Source organism: Ramlibacter rhizophilus, from assembly GCF_004681965.1.
Classification (GTDB): domain Bacteria; phylum Pseudomonadota; class Gammaproteobacteria; order Burkholderiales; family Burkholderiaceae_C; genus Ramlibacter; species Ramlibacter rhizophilus.
In genome coordinates this window covers 325,559-341,476 of sequence record NZ_SMLL01000001.1, presented here as the reverse complement: position 1 = coordinate 341,476, position 15,918 = coordinate 325,559, and the positions used below count along the sequence as shown (strand labels likewise).

Here is a 15,918-nt window from a genome sequence, read left to right as displayed (position 1 = left end):
CGATCAGGGCACGGGCCCAGTGCTTATTCACCACCGCCGCATGCAATCAACTATTCCGGCCGCCGCAGCGCCGGGCCCGGACGGGCGCCACGCGCTCCAGAGCCGGCTCAACAAGAACGAGAACGTCCTGGCCACCCTGGAGGTTGACATCGACGCGGCGATGCAGTTCCAGCCCGGTTCGCTGGCCCTGACCGAGCGGCGCCTGCTCGCCTGGGACAAGGGGCGCTGGACCGAGTGGCCCCTGGCCGCGGGCATGGTCCTGCGCCACGCCGACCACGGCGGCATCGGCACGCTGGAACTGCTGGACAGCCGGGAACGGCTGGCCCTGTGGCGCTTCACCCTGGCCCAGCACGCAGCGGTGCTGTCCTTCGTCGCACGCTTCGAGCGCCTGCAGGCTGGCACGCCGGCGCCGGCGCCGGCCGCGAACGACGAAGGCGAGGACGAGGACGAAGCCGACGACGACGGCCGCCCCACCTCCACCTGGGTGCTGCTGCGCCTGGGCCGCTTCGCCCGCCCCTACCGCAGGCAGCTCGCCATCGGCTTCGGACTGACGCTTGCCTCGACCGCGGCCACGCTGGTGCCGCCCTACCTCACCATCCCGCTGATGGACCAGGTGCTGATCCCGTTCCAGAACGGCCAGCGCATCGACCCCGGCTTCGTGATGCTGCTGCTGGCCGGCCTGCTCGCATCGGCCCTGCTGGCCTGGAGCCTGGGCTGGGCGCGCACCTGGCTGCTGGCCCTGGTGTCCGAGCGCATCGCGGCCGACCTGCGCACCACGGCCTTCGAGCACCTGCTCAACCTGTCCCTGGACTATTTCGGCAGCAAGCGCACCGGCGACCTGGTGGCGCGCATCGGCTCCGAGACCGACCGTATCTCGGTCTTCCTCTCGCTGCACGCCCTGGACTTCGCCACCGACGTCCTGATGTTCGCCATGACGGCGGCGATCCTGTTCTCCATCGATCCCTCGCTCGCGCTGGTGACCCTGCTGCCCCTGCCCTTCATCGCCTGGATGATCCATGCCGTGCGCGACCGCCTGCGCACCGGCTTCGAGAAGATCGACCGCGTCTGGGGCGACGTGACCAGCGTGCTGGCCGACACCATTCCCGGCATCCGCGTGGTCAAGGCCTTCGCGCAGGAGCGGCGCGAGGCCCAGCGCTTCCGCGAGGCGAACCAGGCCAACCTGAACGTCAACGACAGGCTCAACAAGACCTGGAGCCTGTTCTCGCCCACGGTCTCGCTGCTGACCGACCTGGGCCTGCTGGTGGTCTGGGCCTTCGGCATCTGGCTGGTGAGCCGCCAGGAGATCACCGTGGGCGTGCTCACGGCCTTCATCGCCTACATCGGGCGCTTCTACACGCGGCTGGATTCGATGAGCCGCATCGTCTCGGTCACGCAGAAGGCGGCGGCCGGCGCCAAGCGCATCTTCGACATCCTGGACCACGTCTCCAACGTGCCCGAGCCGGCGCAGCCGGTGAAGATCACCCAGTTGCAGGGCGCCATCGACCTGCAGGGCCTGGGCTTTCGCTACGGCAACCGCAGCGTCATCCGCGGCCTGGACCTGTCCATCCGGCCGGGCGAGATGATCGGCCTGGTGGGCCACAGCGGCTCGGGCAAGAGCACGCTGGTCAACCTGATCTGCCGCTTCTACGACGTGAGCGAGGGTGCGATCAAGGTGGACGGCACCGACATCCGCCGCTTCGCCGTGGCCGACTTCCGGCGCCACATCGGCCTGGTGCTGCAGGAGCCCTTCCTCTTCTTCGGCACCGTCGCGGAGAACATCGCCTACGGGCGCCCGGATGCCACCCGGGCCGAGATCGTGGCCGCGGCGCGCGCCGCCCATGCGCACGAGTTCATCCTGCGCCTGCCGCTGGGCTACGACTCCATGGTGGGTGAACGCGGCCAGGGCCTCTCGGGCGGCGAGCGCCAGCGCATCTCCATCGCCCGTGCGCTGCTGATCGACCCGCGCATCCTGATCCTGGACGAAGCCACCTCCAGCGTGGACACGGAAACCGAGAAGGAGATCCAGAAGGCGCTGGACAACCTGGTGCAGGGCCGCACCACCATCGCCATCGCGCACCGCCTGTCCACCTTGCGCAGGGCCGACCGGCTGGTGGTCATGGACCGCGGCCGCGTCGTGGAGGTCGGCCCGCACGACGATCTCATGGCCCGGCAGGGCTTTTATTGGCGGCTCTACGAAGCGCAGGCGCGCCGGGTCGAGGAAGACGGTGGCGAGGACGTGCAGCGGCCCGCGCCGGCGCACGCGGCCCATCCCGCGGGGCAATGACCATGTTCCGGATCGAACGCAATGCCTTCGGCCGCCTGGTGCTCACGCAGCCCGACGGCAGCGTGCACGAGGGCGTGGTGCCGGTGCGCGCCTTTCCGCTGGCCGCCCCCGCGGAGGGCGTGTCGCTGGTGAACACCGAGGGGCGCGAGCTCGCCTGGCTGCCGCGGCTGGACGAGCTGCCCGCCCCCGACCGCGCCCTGATCGAGGAGGAACTCGCGGACCGCGAGTTCGTGCCGACGGTGCTGCGCATCGAGGCCGTCTCCAGCTTCTCGACGCCCAGCACCTGGGAGGTCGTGACCGACCGCGGGCCCACGCGCTTCGTGCTCAAGGGCGAGGAGGACATCCGGCGCCTGGGCGGCGGCGCCCTGCTGATCGCGAGCGCCGAGGGAATCAACTTCCGGATCGCGGACCGGTGGGCGCTGGACCGCAAGTCGCGGGGCGTGCTGGAGCGCTTCCTCTAGGCCGACGCTGCCGCGGCCGCGGCCACGTCCCGGCGCAAGGCGGTGATCAGCTCGTTCAGCGCCGTGGCGGCGCCTTCGGCATCGCGCGCCCGCAGCGACTGCACCACCTTGCGCCGCAGCGGCAGCACCTCGGGGCGCGGGTGCATCGGGATCACGTGCTTCATGCGTTCGCGCGAGACCACGGTCATGGTCTGCGCCATGAGCTGCAGCGCCTCGTTGTGGCCGGCCACGGAGATGGCCGAGAAGAAACGCGAGGTGGCCTCGATCCGGTGCGGCAGCGCGTCACTGTTCTGGTGCCGCTCGATGTCGGCGGCGGCGGCCTCGATCTCGTCGATCTCGGCCTCGCTGGCGCGGGCGCAGGCCAGGCGCAGCAGCGTGCCGTACAGGGTGCGGTAGGCCTCGTCGATGTCCGCCGTGTCGAGCTTGCCTTCGAGCACCAGCTTGCGCAGCGACTCGGCCAGCATCATGTAGGCCCCCTTGTAGAACACCAGGGCCTGGTCGGCGGAGCCGTCGGCCATGTGCCGGACCTCGCCGATGAAGATGTCGTGGTCGCCGGCCTCGTGGCGCGCGAACACCCGGCATTCGAAGCTGGCCAGGCAGTCGTCGATCAGCGGCATGCCCAGCGCGCCGGGCCGCCAGCCCACGCCCTCGAACTTGTCCGCGATCTTGCTGGACGCGAAGCGGCTCGACAGTCCGTCCTGGCTTTGCGAGAGGATGTTGATCGCGAACGAATCGGCCTCGACGAAGGTGGGCAGCAGGCTGCTGGCCTTGCGCAGGCTGAACAGCACCAGCGGCGGCTCCAGCGAGACCGAGCTGAACGAGTTGCAGGTCAGGCCCACCGGCCGGCCCTCGGCGGTGCGGGTGGTGATCACCGCCACGCCGGTGGGAAAGCAGCCCAGGAGCTGGCGGAACAGCCGGGGTTCGACGGCATCGATGCGGGGTGCCGGCGCGCTCATGGCTGGGGTCCTTCCTGCCGCTTGAAGAGTTGCACGACGTTGCCCTCGGGGTCGCGCAGCGACATCACCGCGCCGTGGGCGCCCATGTCCCGGGTGCCGAGGACCTCGCCACCCGCGGCGGCCACGCGCTCGGCCGCCTGCGCGAAGTCGCCCACCTCGAACACCATGACCACGCCCGAGGTCGCGGGCAGCGCCTCCTCACGGCAGGCCAGGGCCACGCTGGTGTTGCCCACGCCGTACTGGATCCAGCGGTCCTTGTCGCGGAACTTCAGCTGCAGCCCGAGGGCGGATTCATAGAAGGCGTGCAGCCGGGCCGGCTCCTCGGCCACGACGTACACATTCTGCAGGCGCTTGGGTGGTTCCATGGTGTGCTCACGGGGTGGGCCCGGACGGAGCCGGGTCGTACAGATTGGACAGCGAGGCCTTGAGGAAGCCGCCATCGACCACGAGGTCCTGGCCGTTGACGTAGGCCGAGGCATCGCTGGCCAGGAAGGCCACTGCGCCAGCGATGTCGGCAGGGGTGCCGAGCCGGCGCGCCGGGATGCGGGCGGTGCGCCTGTGCACGACGGATTCGTCGTGGTAGTGCTTTTCCGACAGCGGCGTGCGGATCATGCCGGGGCTGATCGAGTTCGCGCGGACGCCCCGGGGGCCCCACTCCACCGCCATCTGCTGCGTCAGCCCCAGCAGGGCGGCCTTGGCGCTGCCATAGGCGCCCACGCGCGAAGGCGCATGCGCGGCGATGGACGCGATGTTGACGATGCTGCCGCCCTGCCGCTCGAACATGCCGGGCACCAGCGCCTGCGCGCACAGCAGCGCGCCACGCACGTTCACGGCGAAGACACGGTCCCACAGTTCGACCGGCAAGGACTCCAGGCTCGCAGGAGAAGCCGAGATTGCGGCGTTGTTCACCAGCACGTCGCAGCCGCCGAAGGCCTCGCGCGCGAGGCCCGCCATCGCGGCCACCGATGCCGGGTCGGCGATGTCGCAGCGCACGGTCAGCACCCGCCCGGCCTGCGCGGGCGCGGCCGGGTGGCTGATGTCGGCCTTGACCACGAACGCGCCCATGGCATGCAACAGCTCGCCGATCCCGAGGCCCAGGCCGCCGGCAGCGCCGGTGACCACGGCCACGCGGCCCTCCAGGGCGCCGGCGTCGAAGGCGTTGGAAGCGTTCATGAACGTGTCCGGGGCGCTCGCGCCACCATCAGGCGGCGACGGTGTTCAGCGCATCCACTTCCTTGCGGATGGCCGGGATGATCCGCTCGCCCCAGAGTTCGATCTGCCGCAGCATGGTCTTCTGGTCGAAGTCGCCCAGCTGCGTCTGCAGCGCGATGTGCTTGGGCCGCAGGATGCTGATCTCCTCCAGCATCTTGTCGATCACCTGGTTGACCGAGCCCACGGGCAGGTTCTTGCGCAGCTCGGCCATCGACGGGTCGGTGGGCGACGGCACTTCCTTGACCATGTAGCCGTCGTCCGTCTGCGCGCGGCGGAACTTCAGGCTCTCGGAGATGCGGCGCTGGAAGCGCGCACAGTCCAGGTAGGCGTCGATCTCGGAGGCGCTGTCGGACGCGAAGGCGCAGCGCAGGAATCCGAACTTGACGTCCTCGTCCAGGTCGGCGCCGTTGTCCGTGGCCACCGTCTCCAGCCGGCCGCGCAGCGCGGTGACGGCCTCGGTGCCATTGAGCAGCGCCGTCACGAACAGGTTGTGGCCTTCGCGCACGCCCCGGCCCAGCGTGGCCGGGTTGCCGGAGGTGATCCACAGCGGCGGCATCGGGTCCTGCAGGCAGCGCACGGCGATGGAGCTGGGCGGCAGGTGAAGGTGCTTGCCGTGGTACTCCACGATCTTCTGGGTCAATCCCTGGGGGATGATGTCCAGGAACTCGTTGTAGATCTCGCCGGACTCCTCGATCTTCACGCCGAAGCGCTCGAACTCGAACTGCTGGTAGCCCGAGCCGATCCCCAGCTCCAGTCGGCCGTTGGACACCGTATCGACGAAGCCGACCTCGGCCAGGAAGCGAGCCGGGTGGTACAGCGGCAGGATGCAGACCGCCGTGCCCAGCCGGATGCGGCGGGTCTTGCCGGCCGCGTGCGCCACCATCATCAGCGGCGACGGCGACAGGGAGTAGTTGTTGAAGTGGTGCTCGGCGTACCAGGCCGTATTGAAGCCGGCCTGCTCGGCCACCACGGTCTGCTCGATCGAGTTCTGGATCACCTGTTGCGAGCTCTGGTGGTAGCCGCGCTGCTGGGCCAGGATGAAGACGCCGAATTCCATGTGTCGCTCCGCTGGGTTGAAGTGAGGTTCGATGCAGGAAATTCTCTGGGCGGTGGCAGCGATCCGGAAGATGGTTGGAGCGCAGTTCACTCCTGCAAAAACTGATGGACCGGGTGGGACGCCCTGGCGAGGCTTCGTTCGGGGCGGGGTTGGCCAATGCCCTTCGACAAGCTCAGGGCGAACGGGGGTGGGGGCTCTGGGCGAACGCAGAGGTGGGTCCAGGGCGAACGCAGGGGTAGGTTCTGGGCGGACGGGGGTGAGATCGCGGGCGAACCAACCCACCCGTTCGGGCTGAGCCTGTCGAAGCCCTCGCCAGGCGCCTGCAAACGACCACCGGGGCGCAGGGCCCCGGTCCGTGATGCCCTGCGCAGGGCCTCTCCCATCCGACCCGCCCCGCCGGCGCGCCGCTCACTTCTCCTTGAGGTTCACGTTCTTCGCCAGCCCCTGCCAGATGGCCGCGTCCTTCTTGATCGACTCCGCGTACTGGGCCGCCGTGCGCGCCGGCGGCACGATCATGTTCTGCCCCTCGATGCGCTGGCGCACGGCATCCGTGCGCTGCAGGCGGTTGATCTCGTCGGCGAGGCGGTCGATGACCGGCTGCGGCGTGCCGGCCGGGGCGAACACGCCGTACCAGCCGTCGGCCTCGAACTTGTAGCCCTGCTCGCTCAGCGTGGGCAGGTCCTGCGTGGCGGGCCAGCGCTGCGAGCCGGTCTGCCCCAGGGCCACGAGGCGGCCACCGCGGATGTGCGGCAGCGGCGACTGGATGTCGGTGAAGCCCACGCTGAGGTTGCCCCCGATCAGGTCCGTGACCTCGCTCACCAGTGTCTTGTAGGGCACGTGCGTCATGTCCAGCCCGTAATGCGCCTTGATGCCTTCCATGGCCAGGTGCCCGGAGGAACCGGTGCCCCAGGAGCCATAGGCCAGCTTGCCGGGGTTGGCCTTGGCATAGGCCACCATGTCGGCCAGGTTCTTGAAGCCGGTGCTCGGGTTCGCGACCAGCAGGATGCCCGCCGCGCCGACCTGGGCGATGGGCGTCAGGTCTTTCTCCGTGTCGTAGGGCATCTTGGGATGGATGACCGGATTGATCAGGATGGCCGACGAGGGCGCGAACAGCAGCGTATAGCCGTCGCCCGCCGCCTTGGCCACGCTTTCGCAGGCGATCAGCCCGTTGGCGCCCGGCTTGGGCTCCACGACGATGGGCTGCTTGAGCACCTTGGACAGCGGCTCGGCGATGAGGCGCGCGAACACGTCGCCGCCCGCTCCGGGAGAGCCGGCAACCACCAGGCGGATGGGACGGTCGGGCCAATTGCCGGCAGCGCCGGCGCTGGCCAGGGCGCCGGCTCCGGCGCCGAGCATGAGGCCGCCGAACACGACCGTGCGGCGGCTGATGGGGGTGGAATGCATAGTGTCTCCTCGGGTGGTGGAAAGCTGGGGGCGGCATGGACCGCCGCCCGTCAGGAGGTGCGACTCAGGCCGGCTGCGCGGGCGCCGCATGGCGCCCGACTTCCTTCTGGATGGCGGGGATGATCCGCTCGCCCCAGAGCTCGATCTGCCGCAGCATGGTCTTCTGGTCGAAGTCGCCCAGCTGCGTCTGCAGCGCGATGTGCTTGGGCCGCAGGATGCTGATCTCCTCCAGCATCTTGTCGATCACCTGGTTGACCGAGCCCACGGGCAGGTTGCGGCGCAACTGCTCGAAGGTCGGGTCGGTCTCGGTCGGCACTTCCTTGACCATGTAGCCGTCCTCGGACTGCGAGCGGCGGAACTTCAGGCTCTCCGAGATGCGGCGCTGGAAGCGCGCGCAATCGAGGTAGGCGTCGATCTCCGCGGGCTTGTCCGAGGCATAGGCGCAGCGCAGGAAGCCGAACTTCACGTCCCGGTCCAGGTCCTTGCCGTTGTCGCTTGCAACCGTCTGCAGGCGCTCGCGCAGCTTGTGCACGCCCTCGTTGCCATTGAGCAGCGCGGTGACGAACAGGTTGTGCCCCTCGCGCACGCCACGCCCGAGCGTGACGGGATTGCCGGAGGTGATCCACACGGGCGGCATGGGCTCCTGCACGCAGCGCACGGCGATCGAGCTGGGTGGAATCCGGTGGAAGCGGCCGTTGTAATCGAAGATCTTCTGCGTCAGGCCCTTGGCCAGGATGTCCAGGAACTCGTTGTAGATCGCGCCGGAGTTGGCGATGTCCACGCCGAAGCGCACGAACTCGAACTCCTGGTAGCCCGAGCCCACGCCCAGGTCCAGGCGGCCATTGGAGACGGTGTCCGCGAAACCCACCTCGGCCAGGAAGCGGGCCGGTTGGTACAGCGGCAGGATGCACACCGCAGTCCCCAGCCGGATGCGTTGGGTCTGGCCGGCCATGTGCGCCACCATCATCAGGGGCGAAGGCGACAGCGAATAGTTGTTGAAATGATGTTCGGCGTACCAGGCGCTATTGAATCCGGCCTGTTCCGCGACGATGGTCTGCTCGATCGAATTGCTGATGACCTGCTGCGAAGTCTGGTGGTAGCCGCGCTGCTGGGCCAGGATGAATACGCCGAACTCCATGTACAGTCTCCGCAGGAATCGGACCTGCAATGGCGGCAAATTCTAGGGACGCATCCCGGATCCACTACCTCGGAAACTGCAGTTCTGAACAACGAATAACGGAGGACTCATGGATAGGCTGCGCGCCATGGAGCTGTTCCTGTCGATCTCCCAGACCCGCAACTTCTCGGAAACGGCACGGCGCTTCGGCATCTCGGCGACCGGCGTGTCCCGCATGATCACGCAGATCGAGGACGAGCTGAAGATCAAGCTGCTGCTGCGTTCCACCCGCCAGGTGGTGCTGACCGAATCGGGGCAGGAGTACGCCCGGCAGCTCGAAGGCATCCTGAGCCGCATCAACGACCTGCAGGGCAACATCACCGCCATCAGCTCCGCGCCCCAGGGCCTGCTGCGCGTGCACTCGCGCATGATGTTCGGCCTGGGCGTGCTGCCCCACCTCATCGCGGGCTTCCGCCGCCTCTACCCGCAGATCCACATCGAGCTCACGCTCGCCGAAGCACCGGTGGACCTGCGGCGCCAGCAGTTCGACATCGACTTCCGCATCTCGCCGCCGGTGGAAGCCGGCGTCAAGCGGCGCATCCTGTTCAGGAGCGAGCGCTACCTGGTCGCCTCCCCGGCCTACCTGGCCGGCAAGCCGCCGCTCACGGCACCCGAAAGCATCCTGGAACACGAGTGCCTGGCCTACCACTTGCCCGGCGACCAGACCAGCTGGATGTTCAAGGAGCGCGAGCAGGTGCGCGAGATCGCCTTCAAGCCGCGCCACGTCACCAACAACGGCGTCGCCCTGCTGGAGCTGGCGCGCCTGGGCGAGGGCCTGGCCCTGCTGGAGGACTACACCGTGCACGAGGACATCCGCCAGGGGCGGCTCGTGCGCGTGCTGAGCGACGTGCAGGTCAGCAACAGCAGCTTCGACGCCGGCATGTACGCCACCATCCTGGACACGGCCATCATCCCGGCCAAGATCCGCCTGTTCCTGGACTTCGTGACCGAGCACGTGGCGGGACCCGAGCAGCGGTTCAAGGCGCATGGAAAGGCGGCGGGGCGCGGGGGGTGAAGCTCCTTCCCCCCTTGGGGGAAGGTTGGGATGGGGGCCGCGCGAAGTGGCGTCGTCGGCGCCCCAGCCCCCACCCCAGCCCTCCCCCAAATGGGGGAGGGAGTTGTTTCGGAATTCCCTCTCAGCCCGCTGCCGGCATCCGGCACTCCGGCCGCGCCACGCCGCTGAACCCCAGCCCCGTGATCTTCAGCACCGCACCATCCAGCGGACCCGACGCCTTGAGCCGCCCGCTGTCGCTGATGCTGGTCACGAACAGATCGCCCATCTCCGCCCCCCCGAAGCACAGCGCCGTGGGATGCGCGAGCGGCAGCGCGATGCGGTGGGTGAGCCGCCCTGCCCCGTCGAAGCGCCCCAGCGCACCTTGGCGCACCAGCGCGGTCCACAGGCCACCTTCGCTGTCGAAGGCGCAGCCGTCGGGGCCGGAGCCCAGCGTGTCGGTGCGCACGAAGACCTGCTTGTCCGACAGCGTTCCGTCCGGCGCGAGCGCATAGGAAAAAATGACCCGGCTCTCGCTGTCGGCCACGTGCAGCCGGCCGGTCACCGGATCGAGGCACGGCCCGTTGGTGACGCCGTAGCCCTCGTCGAGCCGGGTGAAAACCAGGTCCGTGCCCAGTCGGTACAGGCCACCCAGCGGCGGCGCGCGCTCTTCCCGCGGAACGTGCATGGTCCCCACGACGAAGCTGCCGTCGGGCAGCGAGGTGCCGTCGTTGAGCCGCAGCTGCGGATGGCTGATGCCCAGCCGCGCCAGCGTGCGAAGCCGCCCGCTGCGCAGGTCCAGCGCCGCAACCTCTTCCTTGAGCGCGAGCACGACTTCGTCGCCGGCTGGGCCGTTGAAGGCGAAGGAGCCCAGGGGCGCCGGCGCGGCGTGGCGCGCCAGCTCGGCGCCGCTGTCCGCATCCAGCGCATGGATGAGCCCGGCACGGCAGTCCAGGAGCCAGAGCCGGCCGCCGTGCCACAGCGGGCATTCGCCCAATTGGGTCTTCAAATTGCCGAGGCGTCTGGTGTCCATCGTGGGTGGGCGCCGGCCGCAATTGCGCGGTTGCAGCAATGTGCTCGGGCGTGCGGCGGCATCCTAGCAATCCGGTGCTCGCCATCGCGGCCGGACTGCTGCAATTTCTGCAGAACACTCCTCCACATCGGGCCGAAGATGGATTCGCACCCGATTTCTATACTCCCCCGAGCACCGATTCCCGGTGTTCTGTCCGTCTGATTCATGCCGTGGCCAGCGGCTTTTAGTGGGGGTGACATATGAGTGAAGAATGGGTTCGACTGGAGGTCTCGGAGGGCGTTGCCCTGGTGACCCTGGACCGCAAGCCGGTCAACGCGCTGAACCGCGAGATGCGCCGCCAGATCGTGGCCACCTTCGACGCCATCTCCGAACGCGAGGACATCCGCTGCGCCGTGCTGACCGGCACCGGCAGCGTCTTCTGCGCCGGCGCCGACCTCAAGGACCGCCCCAGCGCCGACGTGCCCGGCGACTTCCTGGACCACAACCGCATCACGCGCGAAACCGGCAACGCCATCCGCGAATGCGCCAAGCCGGTCATCGCCGCGATCAACGGCACGGCCCTGGGCGCGGGCCTCGGGCTCGCGGCAGCCTGCGACATCCTCTATGCCTCGGAGAACGCGACCGTCGGCATGCCCGAGATCAATGTCGGGCTGGCCGGCGGCGCCTCCATGCTCAAGACGCTGTTCGGCCGCTCCACCCTGCGCCGCATGTTCTTCACCGGCCAGCGCCTCACGGCCCAGGAGCTGCTGCGGCGCAATGTGATCGAGGACGTGGTGCCCGAGGGCCAGCTGCTCGACGTGACGCTGGGCCTGGCGCGCGAGATCGCCTCCAAGGCGCCGCTGGCCATCGTCTACGCCAAGCGCGCCGCCAACATGGTGGACCTGATGCCGCAGCGTGACGCCTACCGCTTCGAGCAGGAGTTCACCGTGGCGCTGTCCAAGACCGAGGACGCGCGTGAAGCGCGCATGGCCTTCCTGGAAAAGCGTGCCCCCGTGTTCAAGGGGCGCTGAGTCATGCTGAGCCAGGTACAGGAAGCCCCCGGCGCGGGGCTGGACGCCTTCTTCCAGGCCCGCGGCATCGCCGTGATCGGCGCCTCCGACGACGTCACCAAGATCGGTGGCCGCCCCGTCCAGCTGCTGCTGAAGTACGGCTATGCCGGCGCCATCTACCCGATCAACCCCAAGGCCGGCACCCTCCAGGGCCTGCAGGCCTATGCGTCCGTGGTGGACACGCCCACCGCTCCCGACCTGGCCATCGTCGCCGTGCCGGCGCAGGCCACGCTGCAGGCCGTGCGCGACTGCGCGCAGCGCGGGGTGCGCGGCGTGGTCGTGCTGTCCACCGGCTTCGCGGAAGCGGGCCCTGAAGGCGCCGAGCTGCAGGCCGAGCTGGTGCGCACGGCGCGCCATCACGGCATGCGCCTCATGGGGCCGAACTGCCTGGGCGTGGTCAGCGTGCCCGACAGGATCGTGGGCACCTTCTCCATCGCGCTGGAGCAGAGCATTCCGCCGGCCGGCGAAGTGGGCATCGTCTCGCAGTCCGGCAACATCGGCAGCTTCACCCTGCGCAACATGGCCGACCGCGGCCTGGGCGTCAGCCGCTTCATCGCGACCGGCAACGAGGCCGACGTGGACGTCGCCGACGGCATTGCCGCCCTGGCCGAGGACCCGGGCACGCGGATCATCCTGTGCTGCATGGAGACCTGCCGCCACGCCGGCCGCCTGACCGCCGCGCTGGAGCAGGCGCGCCGCAGGAACAAGCCCGTCATCGTGCTGAAGATCGGCGCGACCGAACAGGGCCAGGCCGCGGCCGCCTCGCACACCGGCGCGCTGACCGGCTCGGACGCGGTGTTCGACGCCGTGCTGCGCCGCCATGGTGCGCTGCGCGTGCGCTCCTTCGAGGAATTGCTGGACATCGGCCACGCCGCCGCCCTGCTGGCGGCGCAGCGCCTGCCCAGCACCGATGCGGTGACGCTGGTCGCCGCCTCGGGCGGCTTCGGCATCATGATGGCCGACGCCATGGTCGAGGCCGGCATGACGCTGCCGCAGCTGTCCGAGACCACCAAGGCGCTGATCCGCGAGGCGGTGCCGACGGCGGGCACCAACAACCCGGTGGACGCGTCGGCGCAGATGTCGGCGCGGCCGGACATCCTGCTGAAGATGCTCACGGCCCTGCAGGACGACGCCTCGGGCAGCACCCTGGTGCTGATGCTGGCGCTGTCGCTGTCCAACCCGCGCCTGCGCGGCGTGTACCTGGAGGCGCTCGCGAAGATCCGTGCCAGCCACCCGGACCGCCTGCTGGTCATCATCAGCCAGGGTCCGGCCGACGCCGTCGCCGAGATCAACGCGCTGGGCATTCCCGTCTTCCGCAGCATCCCCGCGGCGGCCACCGGCCTGGCGGGCCTGGTCAAGCTGGGGCGCCTGGCCAGCCTGCCCGCCGCGCAGCCTTGGCGCGGCGAGGCCGGGACGATCGATCCGCTGGTGTTCCGCAACGAGTTCCATGCGAAGAAGGCACTGGCCGCCGCTGGCATCGACGTGCCCCGCGAGGAAGTGGTCGAAAGCGTCGAGGCCGCCGTGCGCGCCGCGCGCGAGACCGGCTACCCGGTGGTCCTCAAGATCGCCTCGGAGGACATCGCGCACAAGACCGAGGTCGGCGGCGTGGCGCTGGACTTGCGCGATGACACGGCCGTGCGCGAGGCCTTCGCGCGCATCATGGCCAGTGCGCGGCAGCATGCCCCGCAGGCGCGCATCGACGGCGTGCTGGTCGCGCCCATGGTGCGCGGCGGCGTGGAGCTGATCGCCGGCATCTCGCGCGACCCGGTGTTCGGATCGGTGGTGATGGTGGGCTTCGGCGGCATCCATGCCGAGATCCTCAAGGACGTCGCGGTGCAGGTGGCGCCGGTCTCCGAGGACGAGGCGCAGCGGATGATCCGCGGCCTGCGCATGTTCCCGCTGCTCGACGGCGCCCGCGGCACCCCCCGGGCCGACGTCGCCGCGGCCGCCCGCACCGTGGCCCTGCTGTCGGAGTTCGCGTGCCGCCACGCCGCCCAGGTCGCCGAGATCGACATGAACCCCATCCTGGTCAAGCCGCAAGGCCAGGGCGTCCTGGTGCTGGACGCCCTCATGGTGCCGGCCGCCCGCAACACCCCCGCACCGTGAGCGCTTTCATGCACATGGACAAGAACCCCGCCATCCCGGACGCGGCGGCCGGCCCGGCCGCGTATCGCCAGTACGCCCGCGACTGGCTGCAGGCCCACCTGCCCGCGCACATGCGCTCGGACAGCCTCGACTACCGCACGCCCACGCTGGACGAATGCCGCGCCTGGGAAGCGTCGATGTACCAGGCCGGCCTGGCGGGCATGACCTGGCCCAGGGCCTACGGCGGCCTGGGCCTCAGCCTGCGCGAGCACCTGGCCGTCAACAAGGAAGTGGGTGCCCTGTCCATGCCCGAGAGCGTGAGCTCCATCGGCAAGGAACTGGCCGGCCCCATCATCCAGGCCGTCGGCCGCGAAGACCAGAAGCAGTTCTTCCTGCCGCGCATCCTCGCGATGGAGCACTACTGGTGCCAGGGCTTCTCGGAGCCGGACGCGGGCTCCGACCTGGCGCGCCTTCGGACCAAGGCGACGCAGGAGGGCGAGCAGTGGCGCATCAACGGCCAGAAGATCTGGACCAGCGGCGCGGCCAAGGCGCACTACTGCCTGCTGCTCACGCGCACCGGCACCGTGGCGGACAAGCACCGGGGCCTGCTGATGTTCGCCGTGCCCATGGACACCCCCGGCATCCGCGTGGTGCCGATCAAGTCCATCGACGGCAAGGACTCCTTCGCCGAGGTGTTCTTCGACGACGTCGTGGTGCCCGACGGCGCGCGCCTGGGCGAGCCGGACGAGGGCTGGAATGCCGCCATCCGCGTGCTGTCCATCGAGCGCGCCACCAACCGCATGTACCGGGCCTGGCGCTTCGAATGCGAGCTGCGCCAGCTGGTGGCCGCCTGCAAGTCGGACCCGGCGCTGTCGCAGCTGCTGCAGGACGGCCATTACGAGCGCCGCATCGGGGAGGTGCTGGGCGAGATCGACGCGCTCAAAGGCCTGGTCGAGCGCACCGTGGACCAGCTGGTCGCGGGCGAGCGCATCGGCGCGCGGGGGTCGCTGACCAAGCTGTACTGGTCCGAGTGCCACCAGAAATTCGCGGAGCTGGCGCTGTCGCTGGTGTCCCATGTGACGCCGCGCTCCAGTGCCCTGGCGCGGCGGGCCCGCAAGCACTTCACCACGGCCTATCTCTTCGCGCGCGCCGAGACCATCTACGCCGGCACGACCGAAGTGCAGCTGGACATCATCGCGCAGCGAATCATGGACTTGCCCACGGAACTTGCGAAATGAGCGCCCCCGACAACGACCTCAAGCCCGAAGAGTTCGCCCAGGCCGCGGCCGAGGCGATCGCCGATGCGCAGACGCGCGGCCTCCGCGAGGCCGGGCCCGTGCTCGCCGACGCCGGCCTGTGCGGCGTGTGCGCGTCCGAATCCGCGGGCGGGCTGGCGCTGGGCATCGAATTCGCCGTGCCCATCGTGGCGGCGGCGGGCAAGCTGCGCCTGCAGTGGCCGCTGCTCGAAACGATGCTGGTAGCCAAGGCCCTGGGCGAGTCGGAGCTGGCGGGCGAACTCGCCAGCGGCGCGCGGATCGCCAGCTGGGCACTCGACGGCAGCCTGAAGGACGGCTGGGCCGGCCATGCGCGCCACGTGGAAGGCAGCGACTGGGTGCTGGTGGCCGACGGCGACGGCGGGGCCGCCCTGCTGGCCACCGCAGGCCTGGCCATCGAGGAAGACGGCGCCCTGGACCCCGAGCACCCGCAGGCCTGGCTGGCGCTGGATCGCCCCACGGTGCTGGCGCGCCTGGATGCCGGCACCTTCGCCGGCCTGCAGCGCGAGGCCCGGATCCTCGTCGCCGCCCTGGTCAACGGCGCCGCCGAAGGCGCCCTGGAGACCACGGCCGGCTATCTCTCGCAGCGCGTCCAGTTCGGCCGGCCCCTGTCTGCGAAGCAGGCGGTGCGCCACCTGCTGGCCCGCATGCGCCTGCTGCAGGAGGCCACCCGCGCGGGCGTCGAACGGGTGCTCCACACCGATGAATTCCAGCGCGTGCGGGACACCCGGCCGGTGCTGGCCAATGCCCTTGCCAACGCTGCCTTCGTGCTGGAGAAGTCCATCCACCTGCATGGCGGCATGGGCTTCACCTGGGAAGTGCCGCTGCACTACGCCCTGCGCGAGGTGCGCAAGTTCGATGCCGCCTTCGGCTCCGGCGCGCTCGCCCGCCAGGCGGGCCGCGACTTCATCCAGTCCGTCTGACTTCCAGGAACC

Annotated in this window: 14 protein-coding genes; 7 read left to right on the top strand and 7 right to left on the bottom strand. The window is 69.7% G+C overall.

The features are described 5' to 3' along the window. Positions 1-40 precede the first annotated feature (40 nt). Together EZ242_RS01635 and EZ242_RS01630 are read left to right on the top strand one after the other, a co-directional pair. Positions 41-2,284, top strand: a complete 2,244-nt coding sequence (locus EZ242_RS01635) for a cyanophycin metabolism-associated ABC transporter (RefSeq protein ID WP_135283360.1) — start codon at positions 41-43, stop codon at positions 2,282-2,284. A gap of 2 nt (positions 2,285-2,286) precedes the next feature. Further along, positions 2,287-2,745 carry a cyanophycin metabolism-associated DUF1854 family protein gene (locus EZ242_RS01630; protein ID WP_240786943.1) on the top strand — a complete coding sequence of 153 codons (459 nt, stop codon included), beginning with the start codon at positions 2,287-2,289 and terminating at the stop codon, positions 2,743-2,745. Here the strand turns inward: EZ242_RS01630 and EZ242_RS01625 are convergent. From EZ242_RS01625 to EZ242_RS01600, 6 genes are all read right to left on the bottom strand, one after another. After that, positions 2,742-3,701 carry a flavin reductase gene (locus EZ242_RS01625; protein ID WP_135283358.1) on the bottom strand — a complete coding sequence of 320 codons (960 nt, stop codon included), beginning with the start codon at positions 3,699-3,701 and terminating at the stop codon, positions 2,742-2,744. The two genes, EZ242_RS01630 and EZ242_RS01625, sit on opposite strands and share 4 nt — an antisense overlap. Beyond that, positions 3,698-4,066, bottom strand: coding sequence for a VOC family protein (locus EZ242_RS01620; protein ID WP_135283357.1), 369 nt, complete (start codon positions 4,064-4,066; stop codon positions 3,698-3,700). The genes EZ242_RS01625 and EZ242_RS01620 overlap by 4 nt, the downstream gene beginning before the upstream one ends. Before the next feature lie 7 nt (positions 4,067-4,073). After that, entirely contained in the window at positions 4,074-4,874 is an 801-nt protein-coding gene (locus EZ242_RS01615) for an SDR family NAD(P)-dependent oxidoreductase (RefSeq protein ID WP_135283356.1), read from the bottom strand. Between the two features lie 28 nt (positions 4,875-4,902). Next, positions 4,903-5,970: an LLM class flavin-dependent oxidoreductase gene (locus EZ242_RS01610; RefSeq protein WP_135283355.1), complete on the bottom strand. Its 1,068-nt coding sequence runs from the start codon at positions 5,968-5,970 to the stop codon at positions 4,903-4,905. Positions 5,971-6,378: 408 nt separating this feature from the next. Continuing rightward, complete coding sequence (locus EZ242_RS01605) at positions 6,379-7,374, bottom strand: Bug family tripartite tricarboxylate transporter substrate binding protein (RefSeq protein WP_135283354.1); 996 nt, start codon at positions 7,372-7,374, stop codon at positions 6,379-6,381. A gap of 64 nt (positions 7,375-7,438) precedes the next feature. Beyond that, positions 7,439-8,512, bottom strand: a complete 1,074-nt coding sequence (locus EZ242_RS01600; RefSeq protein ID WP_135283353.1) for an LLM class flavin-dependent oxidoreductase — start codon at positions 8,510-8,512, stop codon at positions 7,439-7,441. A gap of 109 nt (positions 8,513-8,621) precedes the next feature. Here EZ242_RS01600 and EZ242_RS01595 point away from each other — a divergent pair, with 109 nt between their 5' ends. After that, on the top strand, positions 8,622-9,566 hold the full coding sequence (locus EZ242_RS01595; protein WP_135283352.1) for a LysR family transcriptional regulator: 945 nt from the start codon (positions 8,622-8,624) through the stop codon (positions 9,564-9,566). Positions 9,567-9,687: 121 nt separating this feature from the next. Here EZ242_RS01595 and EZ242_RS01590 read toward each other — a convergent pair whose 3' ends face one another. Continuing rightward, positions 9,688-10,575: an SMP-30/gluconolactonase/LRE family protein gene (locus EZ242_RS01590; RefSeq protein WP_135283351.1), complete on the bottom strand. Its 888-nt coding sequence runs from the start codon at positions 10,573-10,575 to the stop codon at positions 9,688-9,690. 239 nt (positions 10,576-10,814) lie between these two features. Here EZ242_RS01590 and EZ242_RS01585 point away from each other — a divergent pair, with 239 nt between their 5' ends. The 4 genes from EZ242_RS01585 to EZ242_RS01570 are packed head-to-tail and all read left to right on the top strand — an operon-like array spanning position 10,815 to position 15,906. Then, positions 10,815-11,585, top strand: a complete 771-nt coding sequence (locus EZ242_RS01585) for an enoyl-CoA hydratase/isomerase family protein (protein WP_135283350.1) — start codon at positions 10,815-10,817, stop codon at positions 11,583-11,585. A 3-nt stretch (positions 11,586-11,588) separates the two neighbouring features. Then, the gene (locus EZ242_RS01580) at positions 11,589-13,730 is read left to right on the top strand and encodes an acetate--CoA ligase family protein (RefSeq protein ID WP_135283349.1); all 2,142 of its coding nucleotides are present in this window, start codon (positions 11,589-11,591) and stop codon (positions 13,728-13,730) included. Beyond that, positions 13,727-14,947 carry an acyl-CoA dehydrogenase family protein gene (locus tag EZ242_RS01575; RefSeq protein WP_240786942.1) on the top strand — a complete coding sequence of 407 codons (1,221 nt, stop codon included), beginning with the start codon at positions 13,727-13,729 and terminating at the stop codon, positions 14,945-14,947. Before EZ242_RS01580 ends, EZ242_RS01575 begins: the two co-directional genes overlap by 4 nt. Beyond that, positions 14,944-15,906 carry an acyl-CoA dehydrogenase family protein gene (locus EZ242_RS01570; RefSeq protein WP_135283348.1) on the top strand — a complete coding sequence of 321 codons (963 nt, stop codon included), beginning with the start codon at positions 14,944-14,946 and terminating at the stop codon, positions 15,904-15,906. The genes EZ242_RS01575 and EZ242_RS01570 overlap by 4 nt, the downstream gene beginning before the upstream one ends. Positions 15,907-15,918: the final 12 nt, after the last annotated feature.

Coding starts and splice junctions, on each gene's coding strand:
- EZ242_RS01580 (WP_135283349.1), top strand. CDS start 11,589: ATGCTGAGCCAGGTACAGGAAGCCCCCGGCGCGGGGCTGGACGCCTTC.
- EZ242_RS01600 (WP_135283353.1), bottom strand. CDS start 8,512: ATGGAGTTCGGCGTATTCATCCTGGCCCAGCAGCGCGGCTACCACCAG.
- EZ242_RS01620 (WP_135283357.1), bottom strand. CDS start 4,066: ATGGAACCACCCAAGCGCCTGCAGAATGTGTACGTCGTGGCCGAGGAG.
- EZ242_RS01625 (WP_135283358.1), bottom strand. CDS start 3,701: ATGAGCGCGCCGGCACCCCGCATCGATGCCGTCGAACCCCGGCTGTTC.
- EZ242_RS01635 (WP_135283360.1), top strand. CDS start 41: ATGCAATCAACTATTCCGGCCGCCGCAGCGCCGGGCCCGGACGGGCGC.
- EZ242_RS01595 (WP_135283352.1), top strand. CDS start 8,622: ATGGATAGGCTGCGCGCCATGGAGCTGTTCCTGTCGATCTCCCAGACC.
- EZ242_RS01585 (WP_135283350.1), top strand. CDS start 10,815: ATGAGTGAAGAATGGGTTCGACTGGAGGTCTCGGAGGGCGTTGCCCTG.
- EZ242_RS01615 (WP_135283356.1), bottom strand. CDS start 4,874: ATGAACGCTTCCAACGCCTTCGACGCCGGCGCCCTGGAGGGCCGCGTG.
- EZ242_RS01630 (WP_240786943.1), top strand. CDS start 2,287: ATGTTCCGGATCGAACGCAATGCCTTCGGCCGCCTGGTGCTCACGCAG.
- EZ242_RS01605 (WP_135283354.1), bottom strand. CDS start 7,374: ATGCATTCCACCCCCATCAGCCGCCGCACGGTCGTGTTCGGCGGCCTC.
- EZ242_RS01570 (WP_135283348.1), top strand. CDS start 14,944: ATGAGCGCCCCCGACAACGACCTCAAGCCCGAAGAGTTCGCCCAGGCC.
- EZ242_RS01610 (WP_135283355.1), bottom strand. CDS start 5,970: ATGGAATTCGGCGTCTTCATCCTGGCCCAGCAGCGCGGCTACCACCAG.
- EZ242_RS01590 (WP_135283351.1), bottom strand. CDS start 10,575: ATGGACACCAGACGCCTCGGCAATTTGAAGACCCAATTGGGCGAATGC.